The following is a 16986-nucleotide window of genomic DNA, read 5'->3' on the forward strand; positions in this document are numbered from 1 at the left end:
GGGTATCCTCAATGCGCCCGGCGGCGGGCGCGCGACCACAGGATCGGCAATGCGATGACGGAAATCAACAGCACGCCGATGAAGATCGACATGACGATACCCGGCACGTTCAGGAGCCCGAAGCCGAAGGTGACCATGCCCATGATGAATGCGGCCAGCACCACGCCCGGAATGGTGCCGGAGCCGCCAAGGATGCTAACGCCGCCAAGCACCACCATCGTCACCACTTCCAGCTCGACGCCGAGCGCAATCGACGGGCGGGTGGAGCCGAGGCGCGAGGTCAGGCAGATCGAGGCGATGCCGGCCATCAGGCCCGTGAGCAGGAACAGGATGAACTTGACGCGGCCGACGCGGACGCCGGAAAACAGCGCTGCCGTCTGGTTGTTGCCGATGGCGTAGACGGCGCGGCCGAAATTGGTCTTGTGCAGCAGCACGCTGTAAATGATGGCGAAGAACACGAACAGCGCGAATTCGAACGAGAACACCCACCAGACATAGCCCTGGCCGAAATAGGCAAAACTCGCCGGATAGCCCGTATAGGCCTTATCCCCGAGGATGATGAAGGACAGGCCGCGAAACAGGCTCATCGTGCCAATCGTGACGACGATCGAGGGCAGGCCAAGCCCCGTGATCAAAAGGCCGTTGACCGCGCCGCAGACGAGACCGGTGCCAAGGCCGACGACGACGAGCATCGGCGTATCGGCGCCCATGGTGACGGCAAGCCCCATGGCTGTCGACGACAGGGCGATGATCGAGGCGACGGAGAGGTCGATCTCGCCGGAAATGATCACCAGCGCCATGGCAAAGGCGATCAGCGCCTTTTCAGTGAAATTGAATGTCGCGTCGGAGAGGTTCCAAGGATCGAGGAAATAGGGCGAGGCAAACGAGTTGATGGCAAAGATCAGGATCGCCACGACCAGCAGCAGGCTTTCCCAGCTCTTCAGCGCACGGCTGCCCCGGCTCTGCAGCCGGTCCGGAATGATCCTCGGTGAAAGATGCGTTTCCGCCATCAGACCGCCTCCGCTTTCTTCAAAATGACACGGCCCTTGCGCTTCTCGGTCCGGGCATTGACCGCGACCGCGATGATGATCACCGTTCCGGAAATCGCCAGCTGGGTAAAGGGCGAGATATTGATGACCGGCAGCGCATTCTTGATGACCCCGAGAAACAGGCTGCCGAGCACGGCACCGCCAACGGAACCGATGCCACCGGCAATCGAGATGCCGCCGATGACGCAGGCCGCGATGATATCGAGTTCGAAGCCGGCGGCGATATCGACATAGGCGACCGCATAGCGTGACACCCAGAGATATCCGGAAAGCCCGGCAAGACCGCCCGACAGGCAATAGGCGAAGAACCGCGTGCGGCCGACATCGATGCCGGCGTAGACGGCGGCATGCGGATTTCCACCGACGGCAAAGAAGGCGCGGCCGACCGGCGTGCGCGTCATCAGGATATAGACGGTGGCGATGGCGAGAACCGAAAGCCAGGACAGGACCGGAAAGCCGATGAGCGGCGCGCGCGGCAGGGCCTTGAACGCATCGCTCATCTGATGGGCATTGATCCAGGCGCCCTTGCTCAAGAGAAAGATCGTGCCCCGGAATATGGTCAGCGTGCCGAGCGTCACGACGATCGGCGGAATGTCGAGCTTCCAGACCAGCAGGCCGTTGATCGAGCCGAGTGCGGCGCCGAGCGCGACCACGGCGAGGATGACCAGCGGGATCGGTATGCCCGGAAAGGCGGCATTGACCATTGCCGCGACCATGCCTGACAACGCCAGATTGGCGGCCATCGACAGATCGATGCAGCGCGTCAGGATGACCGCCATCTGGCCGAGCGCCAGGATGATGAGGATCGAGGTGTCATTATAGACGCGCGCCAGATTGGCGGGGGCCACGAAACCCGGGAAGCGCAGCGCGATCAGGAAGACCAGTGCGATGATGGCGATGACCAGAAGGATTTCGCGGTTCTTCAGCAGCTTTGCCATTATGCGGCCTCCCCGATGCCGGCGGCGGCCCGGACCAGCTTTTCCGCCGTCAGCTCGGTGCGTTCGAAACGCCCGGCGATGCGGCCTTCGCGCATGACGATGACGCGGTCGGCCATGCCCATGATTTCGGGGATTTCGGAGGAGACCATGATGACGCTCAACCCCTGCCCTGCCAGCTCGCTCATGAAGGCATGCACCGCAGCCTTGGAGCCGATATCGATGCCCTTGGTCGGCTCATCCAGAATGATCACCTTCGGCTGCGTCGCCAGCCATTTGGCGATGACAACCTTCTGCTGGTTGCCGCCCGACAGCGTGCCGACATCCTGATCGAGCGAGGCGGCGCGCAGGTCGAGGCGCTGCGTATATTCGCGCGCCAGGGCAAATTCATTGGCAAGCTTGAGGAAGCCGGAGCGGGATGTTTTCTGCAGCGAGGGCAGCGTGACGTTCTGGAAGATCGGCAGGCCGATAATGGCGCCCTGACGGCCGCGCTCTTCCGGCACATAGACGATACCGGCCTCGATCGCTTCGGCCGGAGAGCGGATGACGAGGACGTCGCCATTCAACTTGATCGCCCCGGCTGATGGCCTTGTGATGCCGATCAGCGACTGCATGAATTCGGAACGGCCGGCACCGATCAGCCCGTAGAAGCCGAGGATTTCGCCGCGCCGCAGTTCGAAATTGATGTCTTCAAATTCGGTCGGATGGCGATAGCCCGAAACCGTCAGGACCGGCTCGCCGATGGCAACATCGACCTTGGGGAAGACCTGGCCGACATCGCGGCCGACCATCATCTTGACCAGCTGATCCTGGTTCACATCGGCAATCAGCCCCTCGCCAACCATGCCGCCATCGCGACACACGGTGTAGCGGTCGGCGATGCGGAAGATCTCATCGAACTTGTGGCTGATGAACAGGATCGCCTTGCCATCCGCCTTCAGCCGGTCGATCAGCTCATAAAGCTCGTGGATTTCCTTGTGCGACAGGGCCGCCGTCGGCTCATCCATGATCACGACGCTGGCATCGATCGACAGGGCGCGGGCAATCGCCACCATATGCTTGTTGGCGATGCCGAGATCGCGCAGCCGGATGGTCGGATCGATGTTTGCGCCGACGCGGGCGAGCAGGTCTCGGGCATTATTGTTGAGTTTCGTCCAGTCGATCAGGCCGAAACGGCCGCGTGGAGCGTGGCCGAGAAAGATGTTTTCAGCGACCGACAATTCGTCGAACAGCACCGTTTCCTGATGGATGGCGGTGACGCCGGCATGGGCCGCAGACAGGGCGGTGGGAAAATGGGTTTCTGTGCCAGCGACACGGATCGTGCCGCCGTCCGGCTGGTAGATGCCGGTGAGGATCTTGACGAGGGTCGACTTACCCGCACCATTTTCGCCGATCAGCGCCGTGACGGAACCGGGATAGAGAGCGAGCGAGACCCCGGACAGCGCTTTCACGCCCGGAAAGGACTTGGATATGCCCTCAAGAGCAACGGCGGGCTTCATCCGCGATGTGGTCGTTTCCTGCAGCAAGAGGCAATCCACCGTTTGGGTTTGATTGGAATAGCGGGGGCTCGGCGACCTCCCTCTTCTCCCCAGCAGGGATAAGGTGGCCCGAAGGGTCGGATGAGGGGGCCAGCGGCATCGTCAGCATATGCCGCACCACCCCCTCATCGCCTCGTTTCACTCGGCACTTCTCCCCGCTGGGGAGGAGAGAACCTTCAACTTAGAAGATCTTGGCGAACTCTTCGACGTTCTTGGCGTCATAGACGAACGGGTCGGCCATGGCGCCTTCGTTGTTGTCGTCGAGCTTGACGGTGCCCATGCGGCCCATCTTCAGTTCGGCGCCCGGCTTTGCTTCGGCGCCGCCGATCAGGTCATAGGCGATCATGGTGGCGGAATAGCCGAGGTCGATCGGGTTCCAGATGGCGAAGGACTTCGACGAGCCGGCCTTGACGTGACCGGCCATTTCCGAGGGAAGGCCGAGACCGGTGACGTTGATCTGGCCGACCTTGCCGGCGTCTTCGACGGCTTGCGCTGCGGCAACGATTCCCACGGAAGTCGGCGCGATGATCGCTTTCAGGTTCGGGTAGGACTGGATCAGGCCCTGCGTCTCGCGGTAGGACTTGTCGGCAAGGTCGTCGCCGTAGACGGTGGCTACGACGTTGATGCCCTTGTAGTTGCCCTGGACCTTCTTCATTTCCTCGATCCAGACATTCTGGTTGGTCGAGGTGGCGGTTGCCGAGAGAACGGCGACATCGCCGCCATCCGGCAGCTGGTCGGCGGCGAGCTTGATGATCATGTTGCCGATCAGCGGGCTGGACGATGGGTTGAGATGCATCAGGCGGCCGTCCTTGGCGACGCCGGAATCCCAGGAAATCACCTTGATGCCGCGGTCCATTGCCTTTTTAAGGGCCGGAACCAGCGCGTCCGTATCGTTGGCGGAGACCGCAATCGCATCGACCTTCTGGGCGATCAGCGAATTGATGACTTCGATCTGGCCTTCGGCCGTCGTCGTCGTCGGGCCGGTATAGATCACCTCGACATCGCCGAGTTCCTTGGCGGCTTCCTGCGCGCCCTTGTTGGCGGCTTCAAAGAAGCCGATGCCGAGCGCCTTGACAACCAACGCAATCTTCTTGTTTTCCGCATGCGCGGCGTTTGCCATCAGTGCCAGCGAAACCGCTGTCGTGACCATCAATGCCTTCAGAATTTTCATGACGTTCTCCTCCCAGAAGCCGCGCGGTCACAATGATCGCGTTCGTTCGGCTGTATGCTCTCAAACTCTGCCTATGGGCGTGGAGCCATAGGCGCTTCCCACTCCCCTCCTCCCGCCGGCCTCACGCCGACGAGGAAGCATTCTCTTCAACGATGCCTGACCGCGTATTGGCGATCACCAGACCGACGCCGGCATCTTCGAGCATCTGGACATGCCGGTCCTCGATGCCCTGATCCGTGATCACCGTGGTGATGCGCTTCAGCCCGCACAGAATGAGGCTGGAGCGTTTGTGAAATTTCGACGAGTCGATCAACACGACGAGTTCGTCAGCCTGGTCGATCAGCTTCTGTTCGGCCTGGATCAGCAATGGATCGCCCTCCATCAGCCCGAGCGGACCCAGCCCCTGCGCGCCCATGAACATGCGGCGCGCATAGAAATTGCGGGTCACGTCATTGTCGAAAGGGCTAAGGATGATGTTCTGCTCGCGGTAGATCGTGCCGCCGGACAGCATCACGGTGTTCTTCGAGTGCTTGAGCAGGTGCTCGGCGATCGGGAACGAATTGGTGAACACCTGCATGCGGCGATTGGCGAGAAAATGCACCATCTGGAATGTCGTGGTGCCGCCATTGATGATGATCGGCTCGCCATCCTGGCAGAGCGCCACCGCCTCCTTGGCGATTGCCTGCTTCTGGCGGGCATGCAAGCCTTCATTGACGCTGAAGGGACGCCCGGCAAGACCGACGAACTGCGGAGGATTGATGGCTTCCGCGCCGCCGCGCACCCGGCGCAGGCGCTTTTGCACATGCAGCGCCGCGATATCCCTGCGGATCGTCGCTTCAGAACTATCGGTCAGATCGACCAGTTCAGGCACGGTGATCACCGGCTTGTCCTGGACCGCTGACAGAATGATCCTGTGTCGCTCTTTCTCGTGCATCCGGCTCCTCCAATGGTTTCCATGCTTCCATCACGACCGCGCAATGTCAATCACAAACAATCATATTTTTTCATTGTGCAGTGCAATATGATTGATTTTGATCGTTTCTGATTGACATCTCGCCGATCTTTGTGTGATCTGATCGCAACGAATGCGCTCTTTGTCCCGAAAAATCGACCGGGCCGGCGCAGAATTGACCGGGAGGAATGATCGATGCTCGACAAGCAACAAGGCTCGCGCCTTGCCAATCTGTGGGACGACGCCAAGGCAGACGCGATGAGCGAAGCCGAGCGGCTGCTCTACCGCTCCAACCTGCTCGGTTCCGACAAGCGCATCACCAATTATGGCGGCGGCAATACGTCCGCCAAGGTCATGGAAAAGGATCCGCTTGGCGGCGGCATTGTCGAGGTGCTCTGGGTCAAGGGTTCCGGCGGCGACGTCGGCACGATCAAGATGGACGGCTTTTCGACACTCTATATGGAGAAGCTCGAAGCGCTGAAGGGCCTGTATCGCGGGCTCGAACATGAAGACGAAATGGTCGGCTACCTCCCCCATTGCACCTTCAACCTCAATCCGCGCGCAGCCTCGATCGATACGCCCTTACACGCCTATGTGCCCCGCAAGCATGTCGATCACATGCATCCGGACGCGATCATCGCCATTGCCGCCTCCAGCAATAGCCGCGAACTGACGCAGACAATCTTCGGCGGCGATATCGGCTGGCTGCCCTGGAAGCGTCCCGGCTTCGAGCTCGGCCTCTGGCTGTCGAAATTCTGCGCGGAAAGTCCGAACGCACGCGGACTGATCCTGGAAAGCCACGGTCTCTTCACCTGGGGCGATACGGCGAAGGAAGCCTACGAGACCACGGTCGAGATCATCAACAAGGCGATTGCCTGGTTTGAAACGGAAAACACCGCTCCGGCCTTCGGCGGTGCGGTCAAGCCGGTTCTGCCTGCCGCCGAGCGCCACGCCGTTGCGCAAAAGCTGATGCCGGTCATTCGCGGCATGATCAGCGCGGACGAGCGCAAGCTCGGGCATTTCGACGACAGCGAGGCCGTTCTCGATTTCGTCACGTCGAAGAACCTCGAACCGCTGGCGGCACTCGGCACATCCTGCCCCGACCATTTCCTGCGCACCAAGATCCGCCCGCTGGTGATCGATTTCGATCCGGCCAACCCGGATATCGACACGACACTCGCCGGCCTTGAGGCCGCAATCGCCGAATACCGCGCCGGTTATGCCGCCTATTACGAGCGCTGCAAGCGCGCCAACAGCCCGGCGATGCGCGACCCAAACGCGGTCGTCTATCTCATTCCGGGCGTCGGCATGATCACCTTTGCCAAGGACAAGGCGACGGCGCGCATTTCCGGGGAATTCTACGTCAACGCCATCAATGTCATGCGCGGTGCATCCGGCGTCTCGACCTATGTCGGGCTGCCGGAACAGGAAGCCTTCGACATCGAATACTGGCTGCTTGAGGAAGCCAAGCTGCAGCGCATGCCGAAGCCGAAAATGCTGGCCGGCAAGATTGCGCTCGTCACCGGCGGCGCCGGCGGCATCGGCAAGGCGACGGCGCATCGCCTGATGCAGGAAGGCGCCTGCGTAGTGCTTGCCGATATCGACGAAACGGCCCTTGCCTCGGCCTTGAGCGAACTCGGCGGCCGCTACGGCAAGGATTTCGTCCGCGCCGTCACCATGAACGTTACCGATGAGGCTGCCGTCGAGAAGAGCTTTGCCGATACGCTGCTGGAATTTGGCGGTCTCGACATTCTGGTTTCCAATGCGGGATTGGCGTCCTCGGCGCCGATCGAGGACACGACGCTGTCGCTCTGGAACAAGAACATGGATATCTTGGCGACCGGATATTTCCTGGTGTCGCGCGAAGCCTTCCGCATCTTCCGCAACCAGAAGGCCGGCGGCAATGTCGTCTTCGTCGCCTCCAAGAACGGCCTTGCCGCCTCGCCCGGCGCATCGGCCTACTGCACGGCGAAGGCCGCCGAAATCCACCTTGCCCGCTGCCTGGCGCTTGAAGGTGCATCCGCGCAGATCCGCGTCAACGTCGTCAACCCGGATGCGGTTCTGCGCGGCTCGAAGATCTGGTCAGGCGAGTGGAAGGAACAGCGCGCCGCCGTCTACAAGACGGATATGGAAGGGCTGGAAGCGATGTACCGCGAGCGCTCGATGCTGAAACTCAGCGTCTTCCCGGAGGACATCGCCGAGGCCATCTACTTCCTCGCCTCCGACATGTCGGCCAAATCCACCGGCAACATCATCAATGTCGATGCGGGCAATGCCCAGTCGTTCACACGCTGATTATCGGCGCAAAATAATCCAGATGGCATGGATGATGCCGGGGATATAGCCGCACAGCGTCAAGAGAATATTCAGCCAAAACTGCAGGCCGATGCCGACCTGCAGGAAGACGCCGACGGGCGGCAGAAGAATGGAAAGAAGAATACGGACGATGTCCAAAATGGCCTCCGAGGGGTTCAACAATCGAGACGCCGTAACGCGGACAGCGCAGAAAAGTTCAAATGCTGGGAGAAAACATGAGCGAATTCATCATCGGGCCTGACATCGTCGCTAGGGATAACGAGGCGCGCATCGCCGATATCAAGGCGGACTACGATCATCTCGGCGCGCAGTTGGCCCGGCGCGGCATCGATATCGAAGCCGTCAAAGCGAAAGTATCTGCTTACGGAGTTGCCGTCCCGTCCTGGGGCGTCGGCACCGGCGGAACGCGCTTTGCCCGCTTTCCCGGCACCGGCGAGCCGCGGCATATCTTCGACAAGATCGAGGATTGCTCGGTCATCCAGCAATTGACCAAGGCGACGCCCACCGTGTCGCTGCATATTCCCTGGGACAAGGTGGACGATCTTGCGGAACTGAAGGAAAAGGGCAACGCGCTGGGGCTCGGCTTCGACGCGATGAACTCCAACACCTTCTCCGATGCGGAAGATCAGGCGCACTCCTACAAGTTCGGCTCGCTCAGCCATGCGGATGCGGCAACGCGCCAACAGGCTATCGACCATAATCTCGAATGCATCGCCATCGGCACGGCGCTGGGGTCCAAGGCGCTCACCGTCTGGATCGGCGATGGCTCGAACTTTCCCGGACAGGTGAACTTCACCAGGAGTTTCGAGCGTTATCTCGATGCGATGAAGGCCATTTATAAAGGTCTGCCGGGCGACTGGAAGATCTTTTCCGAGCACAAGATGTTCGAGCCGGCCTTCTATTCGACGGTCGTGCAGGATTGGGGCACCAACTATCTGATCGCCCAGGAACTCGGACCCAAGGCCCATTGCCTGGTCGATCTCGGCCACCATGCGCCGAACGTCAATATCGAGATGATCGTCGCCCGGTTGATCCAGTTCAAGAAGCTCGGCGGTTTCCATTTCAACGATTCCAAATATGGCGACGACGATCTGGATACCGGCTCGATCGACCCTTACCGGCTGTTCCTTGTCTTCAACGAACTGGTGGACGCCGAAACGCGGCAAGCGGACGGTTTTGCGCCGATGCATATGCTCGACCAGAGCCACAATGTCACCGACCCGATCGAAAGCCTGATGAACTCGGCAACCGAGGTCAGCCGCGCCTATGCGCAGGCACTGCTGGTCGATCGTCAGGCGCTGGAAGGATATCAGGATAGCAATGACGCGCTGATGGCGACCGAGACATTGAAGGCGGCCTTCCGCACCCATGTGGAACCGATCCTGGCCATGTCCCGCTACGAGGCCGGCGGCGCGATTTCACCGGTTTCCGCCTACCGCGCCAGCGGTTACCGCGCCAAGGTTTCGGGCGAGCGCCCGGCGTCAAAGAGCGGCGGCGGCGGGATCGTCTAAGCCACTCTCCCCATTGAAATGGGGGGACTAACGGCCCGGCAAACTCATACATTGCCTTTCCCCGTCTGCGGGGAGAGGCGCATTCCATGATTTTGCGCCCAGGCGTTGAAAAGGCCGATATTTTTTACAATTCTCCCCTTATCGAAAACCGGTTCTTGCCCTAGTTTCTTTTGAAGATACAACGGAAAGGAACCATCCATGGGTATCGAGAGCATTATCGTCTTTTTGATCGTCGGCGCCATTGCCGGCTGGCTTGCAGGCTTGATCGTTTCCGGTTTCGGCTTTGGCCTCGTCGGGAATATCGTCATCGGCATTATCGGCGCCTTCATTGCTGGTTGGCTGTTTCCCTATCTGGGCGTCAGCATCGGCAGCGGCATCCTCGCCGCCATCATCCACTCGACCATCGGCGCGGTCATCCTCCTCGTGCTGATCCGTATCGTCAAGCAAGCCTGACGCTGGTCTGGCAGGCCTGACCACAGGCTTGACGCATCCTGGTATCGTGCCGGTCCGCCATTTGCGGCCGGCACGGCATCCATTCTGGAGATATCATGTCCGACACTTATGATTCGCGGATCGAACAAGCGATCCAATCCTTCATTTCCGATCATCCCGGCATGCATACCCGCGAAGAGGCCGTGACCGCGATCCTGATCAACTGGTTCACCAGCCATGGCTACCTGCCGCACGACCAGGAAGGCACGCGCCCGGAAAATCTTGACGCATCCAACGACGACTGAAAAGATCGCGATAAGTCAGTCCACCGTCCGGGCCATCCGGACGGCGCCTCTTCAGAAAAGCCGCGCAATCCGATGAGCATCGCTTCCGTCAAGACCTTCTTTGCCGAACACGCCCCCGATATCGCCGTGATCGAACTCCCGCAAAGCACCGCGACCGTGGCGCTGGCGGCGCAGGGACATGGGGTGGAGCCTGCTCAAATTGCCAAGACGCTGGCCCTGCGGGTGGCAGATGATGTCATCCTGATCGTCACGCGCGGCGATGCGCGGCTGGACAACAAGAAATACAAGGCGCGGTTTTCCACCAAGGCCCGTATGCTCGGGTTCGACGAGGTCGAGGAAGAAACCGGCCATCCCGTCGGCGGCGTGTGCCCGTTTGGGCTTGCCAAGCCGCACAAGGTCTATTGCGACATCTCGCTGAAGGCCTATGACGAAGTGGTGCCCGCAGCAGGCGCTCCGCATGCGGCGGTGCGGATCAGCCCCGAACGGATGGCCGAACTTGCTTGCGCCGAATGGATCGACGTCTCCGACGTTTGACCTTTCGTGCCTTCGAATGGACACAAAGGTTTCCTTGAAGTTAAGAGGATATGGCGGCGCTTCGCACGGAAGCGCCTTTTGCCATTTTTACCGTCTGAAATGACAGTTTCTAAAATGACGAGGAGTTGACGGCGCAATGAACAGGCTTGTTTGCCCGCTCTTGCTGGCAGTTGCCATTGCGGCACCAGCGGCAGCCATGGATCAGTCACTGGTCAAGCAATTTGAAAAACTCGACCCGCAGACCCGGCTGGAGCAACGCTGCGATACGGAAGCGATGTGGAAGATCAATTCCGATGGAACGTCGTTCAAACCGGACAAGGTCATTGCCTATACATTTGCCGATCCGATCGTCGAAGATAACGATATGCGGGCGCCAGGAGCGGTGTTTCGCAGCAAGGGCGAATGGTACAAGCTCAAATTCAAATGCAGCACGGGGCCGGATCATATCGAGGTCCTGTCATTCAACTATAAGATCGGCGACCTCATTCCGCGCGACGAATGGGACGCCCATTATCTTTATCCTTGAGCCTTGATAGACTTCAGTGGAGCCTGAATTTTCTTTGCTATCTGAAATGGAGTGAGGGCATTTCAATGATCTCCCCTTTCCCCCAGCGGGGAGAAGTGCCGAGCGCATGCGAGGCGATAAAGGGGGTCTTTCCGCGAGTTCAGAGCGTGCCGCCCCCTCATCCGCCCTTCGGGCACCTTCTCCCCGCTGGGGAGAAGAGGGAGAACGCCGACGGCCTGTGTGCGATTTTTCTGCCCGATGAGGTAGGAGATGCCTGAATGATCAACAGACGGGCTAAACCACAACAGTTCTTGATCTGCAAAGGCGAGGCGGCACGTTCACCTCATTCTCTCGGTCGCTCCCGATTGCGGGACTATCGCTTACAGAATGCAGGCTTTGCGGCGATCTCCCCCTTCTCCCCAGCGGGGAGAAGTGCCGAGCGCATGCGAGGCGATGAGGGGGCGGTTCGGCATAATCTGAGCGTTTGGCCCCCTCATCCGCCCTTCGGGCACCTTCTCCCCGCTGGGGAGAAGAGGGAGGACGCCGACGGCCTGTGTGCGATTGCCTTGCATGGTTTCGGGAATATTGCGTCCGTCACGCTGCAGCCTCGCTACCTGCACTTTATCGTCCAGCACGAACTCGCCGACACCTGAACTTGCAGCGTGTGGGTTCGCACGTTGCGCCAGCAGCGGTTCTACTGCCACAGGACGAGGTAGAGGATCATGATGGCGGCGAATGATAGCGCAGCCATGATGTTCAAGAGCGTCTTCATGATATGATCCGTCATGCCGCGCCTCCCTTAATCCGCAGGAAATGCCGGGGCCTTATGGGTCCCCGCCAGCGGTGATCTTCGCCCGCTTCAGCAGAACCATTCCGCCGATTGCGCCAATCTTTCATCGAGTAACGCACCAGCAAGCGATTTGGGTGCACTCAAAAAAGCGATTATGCTCATATTTGCGCCGCAAAGGTTAAAATAACGTCATATCCTGTTTCGGAAATGGTGGAATTCATTAACCATTGGTGTGGCAGCCGAATCCTGTGCTTGGCGCGAAACCCGATGCTTCTTCGAAAAAGAGAACACCGGAGACGGAGCGATCTGCATCAGGACAAGGTGCTGGAAAGCTTATCGGGAGCTGGCGGCCAGCCAGTCACTTCGAAGGTGCGGACAATGTCAACGCACCGTATCAGCGCCACATAGGCGGGGGCATCCGCGCAACGCGGTTATCGGGTTGTCAGCCTGTTGCCAATTCAGGATTTCGGTTTCTGGTCTTCGCGCATGGCTTCGTCATGATACCAACCGCTATAATCGACCGTGAGGACCTGTTTGGGCCGGATATCGGCGACCGTGGCGGACTGCTCGAAGCGGCGGCCACCCAATTTCCGCCCACCGGCGGGGAACTCGTAGATTGTGGCCGTACCGGCCGAAGACATCGTTGCCATAGCGTCTTTTTCCTTTTCAGCGGCCCTCCACAGGACTGCTTGACGACATCATAGCAGACTTGCGCGCGATTTGCGCGGACTGATTAAAAAAAAATCAATAAGCCTAAAAAATAGGCTATTTTTTAGGCACGGTGTTTTTCGGGGATTTTTCGAGATAAATTTTGTGCGTGTGCACTCAAGTCAAATTGTCGCAAGTTCTGCGCGTTTTTTGGACAAAACCGGCCAGTACCGTCTGAAATCAGGCCGAAAACACTGCAAGAATGTTGATATCAGGGTCGAAAAGATCAATAGCGCCAGTCACTTCAGCTTTTCCGGGTATCTGCGGCCCCGCATGCCGTCCAATCGTCGCGGAGGCACTTTTCTCAAGAAAATCGGCTGTCATGTCTGCATCCGTCTCAAACTGGCATGCCCCATGCATATGAGATGGCAGCCGTTGGCGGCATGGCGCGGTTGGATTTCAACAGGCTGTGCATCATCAACCCATGAGAGGTTAGAAATGACGAAATTTAAGCTCGAGTATATCTGGCTCGACGGATATACCCCGGTCCCGAACCTTCGCGGTAAGACACAGGTCAAGGAATTTGACGCATTTCCGGCGCTCGAGCAGCTGCCGCTCTGGGGTTTTGACGGCTCCTCGACGCTGCAGGCCGAAGGCCGCAGCTCCGATTGCGTGCTGAAGCCCGTTGCGATCTATCCCGATCCGGCCCGCACCAACGGCGCGCTCGTCATGTGCGAAGTGATGATGCCCGATGGCGTCACCCCGCACTCCTCCAACAGCCGCGCCACCATCCTCGACGACGAAGGTACATGGTTCGGCTTCGAGCAGGAATATTTCTTCTACAAGAACGGCCGCCCGCTCGGCTTCCCGGAAACCGGTTATCCGGCTCCGCAGGGTCCGTATTACACCGGCGTCGGCTATTCGAGCGTTGGCGATATCGCCCGCAAGATCGTCGAAGAGCATCTCGATCTCTGCCTTGCCGCCGGCATCAACCATGAAGGCATCAATGCCGAAGTGGCCAAGGGCCAGTGGGAATTCCAGATTTTCGGCAAGGGCTCCAAGCGCGCCGCCGACGAAATCTGGATGGCCCGCTATCTCCTGCAGCGCCTGACGGAAAAATACGGCATCGACATCGAATTCCATTGCAAGCCGCTTGGCGATACCGACTGGAACGGCTCGGGCATGCATGCCAACTTCTCGACCAAGTACATGCGCGAAGTCGGCGGCAAGGAATATTTCGAGGCGCTGATGGCTGCTTTCGAAAAGAACCTTCTCGACCATATCGCCGTTTACGGCCCGGACAACGACAAGCGCCTGACCGGCAAACATGAAACTGCACCGTGGAACAAGTTCTCCTACGGCGTTGCTGACCGTGGTGCTTCGATCCGCGTTCCGCATTCCTTCGTCAACAACGGCTACAAGGGCTATCTGGAAGACCGCCGCCCGAACAGCCAGGGCTGCCCCTACCAGATCGCTTCGCAGATCCTGAAGACGATTGCCGAAGTTCCGGCTGCAGGCAGCGTTTCCGCCGCCGCTTAAGATCGATATCTTCGCCCAAGTGCACAGTCATGGCGCCGCCCCACACGGGCGGCGCCATGATCATATCTGGCGGCGGGTTTTCCGGCTCTCCCTAACCGGATGAAGGCTGTCGCCGCGACCCTGGTGCCGTCTACCGCAGATGCAATAGGCCAATTCCCGCACTGGTATTCCAGCCGGGCCGTGACTAAGTGTACGGCTGAGAGCGCCGAAGATCCTGACGGGGTGTATTCATGCAAGTTCCATCCAGCGCCACTGCCGGCCTGCACCAAGAAGCCGCCGATGCACCACTTGGCGATAGCAGCGGCGTCATCGAATGGCTGATGACAGAGACGCGCGACGATCGTTTCATCGACAATATCTTTGTCGAAATGTGCGAAAGGCTCAACCGGGCCGGCATCCCGGTCTCGCGGGGCACGCTGCATTTCCGCATCCTTCACCCGCAATGGCTGGGTGCCCGCATCCTTTGGCAGCGGGGCATGAAGGAGGGGGATATCCAGACCTTCGGCTTTGCCATTGAAGACAGCGACCGGTACCGCAACCGTCCGGTCAACGAGATCCATTCCGGCGCGCAGATCGTTCGCCAGCGGCTGGAGCCCGCATTCTCCGTCAACGCCCCGCCCTACACGCTCTATGACGAATTGCGCGCGCAAGGCCATACGGATTACATTGCCTGGCCGCTTAAGCACACGCTGGGCAAGCAGCATATCATCACCTTTGGCAGCGACAGGCCCGGCGGGTTCAGCGATGACGATATTGCCGCGCTGTCCGATCTTTTGCCCGCCTTCGCGCTGGTGAGCGAAATCCGCCTGAAGAACCGGCTTGCCCGCACCCTGCTTGAAACCTATGTCGGCCCGCATGCCAGCGAACAGATTCTGGCCGGCGCCACCACCCGCGGCAGCGGCGTGACGGTGGGTGCGGCAATCCTGATCTGCGATCTTCGCGACTTCACCGGCATTTCCGACATGTGGCCGCGCGACGATGTCATCGAACTGCTCAATGGCTATTTCGATGCGATGGCCGAGCCGATCGAGCGGCATGGTGGCGAAATCCTGAAATTCATGGGCGACGGCCTGCTGGCGATCTTCCCGCTCAGCAACACGAACGCCAGCCGCGATCTGCTTGCGGCAATCCGCGAGGCGCAGACCGCGATGGCGGCGCTGAATGAAGAAAACGTCAAGAAAGGCCACGAGCCGTTGGGTTACGGCATCGGCGTGCATGTGGGCGATGTGATGTATGGCAATATCGGGTCGCGCAGCCGTCTCGATTTCACGGTCATCGGCCCGACGGTCAACGTCGCCTCACGGCTTGAAAGCCTCACCAAGGAGATCAAGCGGCCAGTCCTCTTGTCGCGGGCCTTCGTTGAGATCGCCGGATGCGAAGCCAAGATGGAAAATGTCGGCTCCCACCTTCTGCGGGGTCTCAGTGAACCGATCGACGTCTTCGCCTTCTGAATGCTATCGGTAAGGATAGACGGAACCGGCAGCCAGCGGATGCGCCAATGACTGCACGGCATCCCCTGAAAACACCGGGGATGGTGTTGACGCGCTCTGCGGCGCCGGCAAGGTCAGCTTTCCAGCAGTGATATAGAGCAGGAACGAACCGATCTGATAGGGAAAGATGACGTCGATTTCGGCAAAGGACCGCACGAACAAAAGCGCGGAAATACCGAACAGGACAAGCGATTCATAACCGTGCTGTTGGGTCAAGACCCTTTTCAAATGACCGAACAGGCCGGAGAGAAACAGGCCGGTCAACAGAAGCAGGCCGACCGCGCCCAGTTCTACCATGGTTTCGATGTAGGTATTGTGGAAATGAAAGCCGCCGCGCGAGCCGATGAAAAACTCTTCCCATAGCCGTTCGGCCTCTGAAAAACCCCGTACCCAATAGGCCTGATAGCCGATTCCGATCACCGGCGAGGCACGCGCGGCCTCGATCCCCTGCTGCCAGAGATAGGTCCGGCCGGTCAGCGTCGAATCCTTGCCGAATGCACCGAGAACGCTGTCGATTGCGCCGCCATAGATAGCTGCGATTACGGTGATGGTCCCGAATATGGTGGCAGCGATGAACAGCAGCTTGCGGCTTTTGGGCGGCAGCAGCGAAAATACCTGCATGCCGACGGTCAACCCCAGGACTGCGGCCGTCGTGAGAACCGAAGTGGCCGACTGGGACGCATAGAGACAATAGGCGGCCAGCAGGCCGACGACGCTGCAGACCGGGAGCCAGACCCTCCGCTGTTTGAGCAGGATGACGGCGGCAAAACAGAAGAACACCGCGAGCGACGCATAAAAACCCAGCTGGTTCTTGGAATCAAACGCCCCGACGAAACTGACGGTCCCATCCAGCGGATCGAAATGATAAACGCCAAACAGCATGGAATAGGCGAGTACAACCCCGGCACCCGTAACCGAGCCGAGCGTCAAGGTTTTCACATCCAGCGCCCGCATGGCAATCAGCGCGCAGATCACATGGGTGAGATATTGCACCCCCGCTCTTGCCGTGGTGCCTGGCGCTGCCGACCAGAAGACCGAGAGCAGGGCAAAAATCGCGAAGGCGAAGATCCAGACATATTTGACGTAATTTCCGAGTGCACGCCGGTAATCGACCAGCACCAGGGGCAGCCAGACGGCATAATAGAGCAGGATCGAGATTTGGCCGAAACGCCCGGAATAGGCGAAGACGAAATAGGAAACTGTCAGGGCGAAAACCCCATAGAGGAGGTTTTCGCCCGATTTCACCAGACTGGCCTTGGCAATCTTCATCC

17 protein-coding genes are annotated in these 16986 nt (G+C 59.5%); 8 read left to right on the top strand and 9 right to left on the bottom strand.

All coding sequences use genetic code 11. The features are described from left to right. Positions 1 to 8: 8 nt before the first annotated feature. From PYR65_RS19290 to PYR65_RS19310, 5 genes are all read right to left on the bottom strand, one after another. Positions 9 to 1010: an ABC transporter permease gene (locus PYR65_RS19290; RefSeq protein ID WP_060636045.1), complete on the bottom strand. Its 1002-nt coding sequence runs from the start codon at positions 1008 to 1010 to the stop codon at positions 9 to 11. Then, positions 1010 to 1990 carry an ABC transporter permease gene (locus PYR65_RS19295; RefSeq protein ID WP_276121110.1) on the bottom strand — a complete coding sequence of 327 codons (981 nt, stop codon included), beginning with the start codon at positions 1988 to 1990 and terminating at the stop codon, positions 1010 to 1012. Before PYR65_RS19295 ends, PYR65_RS19290 begins: the two co-directional genes overlap by 1 nt. Continuing rightward, the gene (locus tag PYR65_RS19300) at positions 1987 to 3483 is read right to left on the bottom strand and encodes a sugar ABC transporter ATP-binding protein (RefSeq protein ID WP_276121111.1); all 1497 of its coding nucleotides are present in this window, start codon (positions 3481 to 3483) and stop codon (positions 1987 to 1989) included. The genes PYR65_RS19295 and PYR65_RS19300 overlap by 4 nt, the downstream gene beginning before the upstream one ends. A 220-nt stretch (positions 3484 to 3703) precedes the next feature. Next, positions 3704 to 4693, bottom strand: coding sequence for a rhamnose ABC transporter substrate-binding protein (gene rhaS / locus PYR65_RS19305; protein WP_060636048.1), 990 nt, complete (start codon positions 4691 to 4693; stop codon positions 3704 to 3706). Between the two features lie 121 nt (positions 4694 to 4814). After that, positions 4815 to 5627, bottom strand: coding sequence for a DeoR/GlpR family DNA-binding transcription regulator (locus tag PYR65_RS19310; RefSeq protein ID WP_060636049.1), 813 nt, complete (start codon positions 5625 to 5627; stop codon positions 4815 to 4817). A 213-nt stretch (positions 5628 to 5840) separates the two neighbouring features. On the opposite strand from PYR65_RS19310, the gene PYR65_RS19315 reads away from it, so the two are divergent. Beyond that, positions 5841 to 7940 (top strand): bifunctional rhamnulose-1-phosphate aldolase/short-chain dehydrogenase, encoded by a 2100-nt coding sequence (locus PYR65_RS19315; RefSeq protein WP_276119132.1) that lies wholly within the window; start codon positions 5841 to 5843, stop codon positions 7938 to 7940. Here PYR65_RS19315 and PYR65_RS19320 read toward each other — a convergent pair whose 3' ends face one another. Further along, on the bottom strand, positions 7941 to 8099 hold the full coding sequence (locus PYR65_RS19320; protein WP_082546579.1) for a YqaE/Pmp3 family membrane protein: 159 nt from the start codon (positions 8097 to 8099) through the stop codon (positions 7941 to 7943). Between the two features lie 77 nt (positions 8100 to 8176). On the opposite strand from PYR65_RS19320, the gene rhaI reads away from it, so the two are divergent. The 5 genes from rhaI (at position 8177) to PYR65_RS19345 (ending at position 11269) form a co-directional block, all read left to right on the top strand. Next, on the top strand, positions 8177 to 9472 hold the full coding sequence (gene rhaI, locus PYR65_RS19325; protein WP_276119133.1) for an L-rhamnose catabolism isomerase: 1296 nt from the start codon (positions 8177 to 8179) through the stop codon (positions 9470 to 9472). 198 nt (positions 9473 to 9670) lie between these two features. Beyond that, positions 9671 to 9925 carry a GlsB/YeaQ/YmgE family stress response membrane protein gene (locus tag PYR65_RS19330; protein ID WP_060636052.1) on the top strand — a complete coding sequence of 85 codons (255 nt, stop codon included), beginning with the start codon at positions 9671 to 9673 and terminating at the stop codon, positions 9923 to 9925. 95 nt (positions 9926 to 10020) lie between these two features. Continuing rightward, complete coding sequence (locus tag PYR65_RS19335) at positions 10021 to 10209, top strand: hypothetical protein (RefSeq protein WP_060636053.1); 189 nt, start codon at positions 10021 to 10023, stop codon at positions 10207 to 10209. Between the two features lie 72 nt (positions 10210 to 10281). Then, positions 10282 to 10743, top strand: a complete 462-nt coding sequence (locus PYR65_RS19340; RefSeq protein ID WP_276119134.1) for a YbaK/EbsC family protein — start codon at positions 10282 to 10284, stop codon at positions 10741 to 10743. A gap of 136 nt (positions 10744 to 10879) precedes the next feature. Continuing rightward, positions 10880 to 11269 carry a DUF930 domain-containing protein gene (locus tag PYR65_RS19345; RefSeq protein ID WP_060636055.1) on the top strand — a complete coding sequence of 130 codons (390 nt, stop codon included), beginning with the start codon at positions 10880 to 10882 and terminating at the stop codon, positions 11267 to 11269. 1227 nt (positions 11270 to 12496) lie between these two features. Here PYR65_RS19345 and PYR65_RS19350 read toward each other — a convergent pair. Continuing rightward, on the bottom strand, positions 12497 to 12688 hold the full coding sequence (locus PYR65_RS19350; RefSeq protein WP_276119135.1) for a DUF2735 domain-containing protein: 192 nt from the start codon (positions 12686 to 12688) through the stop codon (positions 12497 to 12499). Between the two features lie 238 nt (positions 12689 to 12926). Continuing rightward, complete coding sequence (locus PYR65_RS19355; RefSeq protein ID WP_276119136.1) at positions 12927 to 13070, bottom strand: hypothetical protein; 144 nt, start codon at positions 13068 to 13070, stop codon at positions 12927 to 12929. Between the two features lie 114 nt (positions 13071 to 13184). Here PYR65_RS19355 and PYR65_RS19360 point away from each other — a divergent pair, with 114 nt between their 5' ends. Both PYR65_RS19360 and PYR65_RS19365 read left to right on the top strand, forming a co-directional pair. Then, positions 13185 to 14225: a glutamine synthetase beta-grasp domain-containing protein gene (locus PYR65_RS19360; RefSeq protein WP_060636057.1), complete on the top strand. Its 1041-nt coding sequence runs from the start codon at positions 13185 to 13187 to the stop codon at positions 14223 to 14225. A 230-nt stretch (positions 14226 to 14455) separates the two neighbouring features. Continuing rightward, positions 14456 to 15676 (top strand): adenylate/guanylate cyclase domain-containing protein, encoded by a 1221-nt coding sequence (locus PYR65_RS19365; RefSeq protein ID WP_407951253.1) that lies wholly within the window; start codon positions 14456 to 14458, stop codon positions 15674 to 15676. Positions 15677 to 15679: 3 nt separating this feature from the next. Here PYR65_RS19365 and PYR65_RS19370 read toward each other — a convergent pair whose 3' ends face one another. Continuing rightward, positions 15680 to 16984 carry an O-antigen ligase family protein gene (locus PYR65_RS19370; RefSeq protein ID WP_276119137.1) on the bottom strand — a complete coding sequence of 435 codons (1305 nt, stop codon included), beginning with the start codon at positions 16982 to 16984 and terminating at the stop codon, positions 15680 to 15682. Positions 16985 to 16986 lie beyond the last annotated feature (2 nt).

Origin of the sequence: Pararhizobium qamdonense (assembly GCF_029277445.1) — a bacterium.
GTDB lineage: Bacteria > Pseudomonadota > Alphaproteobacteria > Rhizobiales > Rhizobiaceae > Pararhizobium > Pararhizobium qamdonense.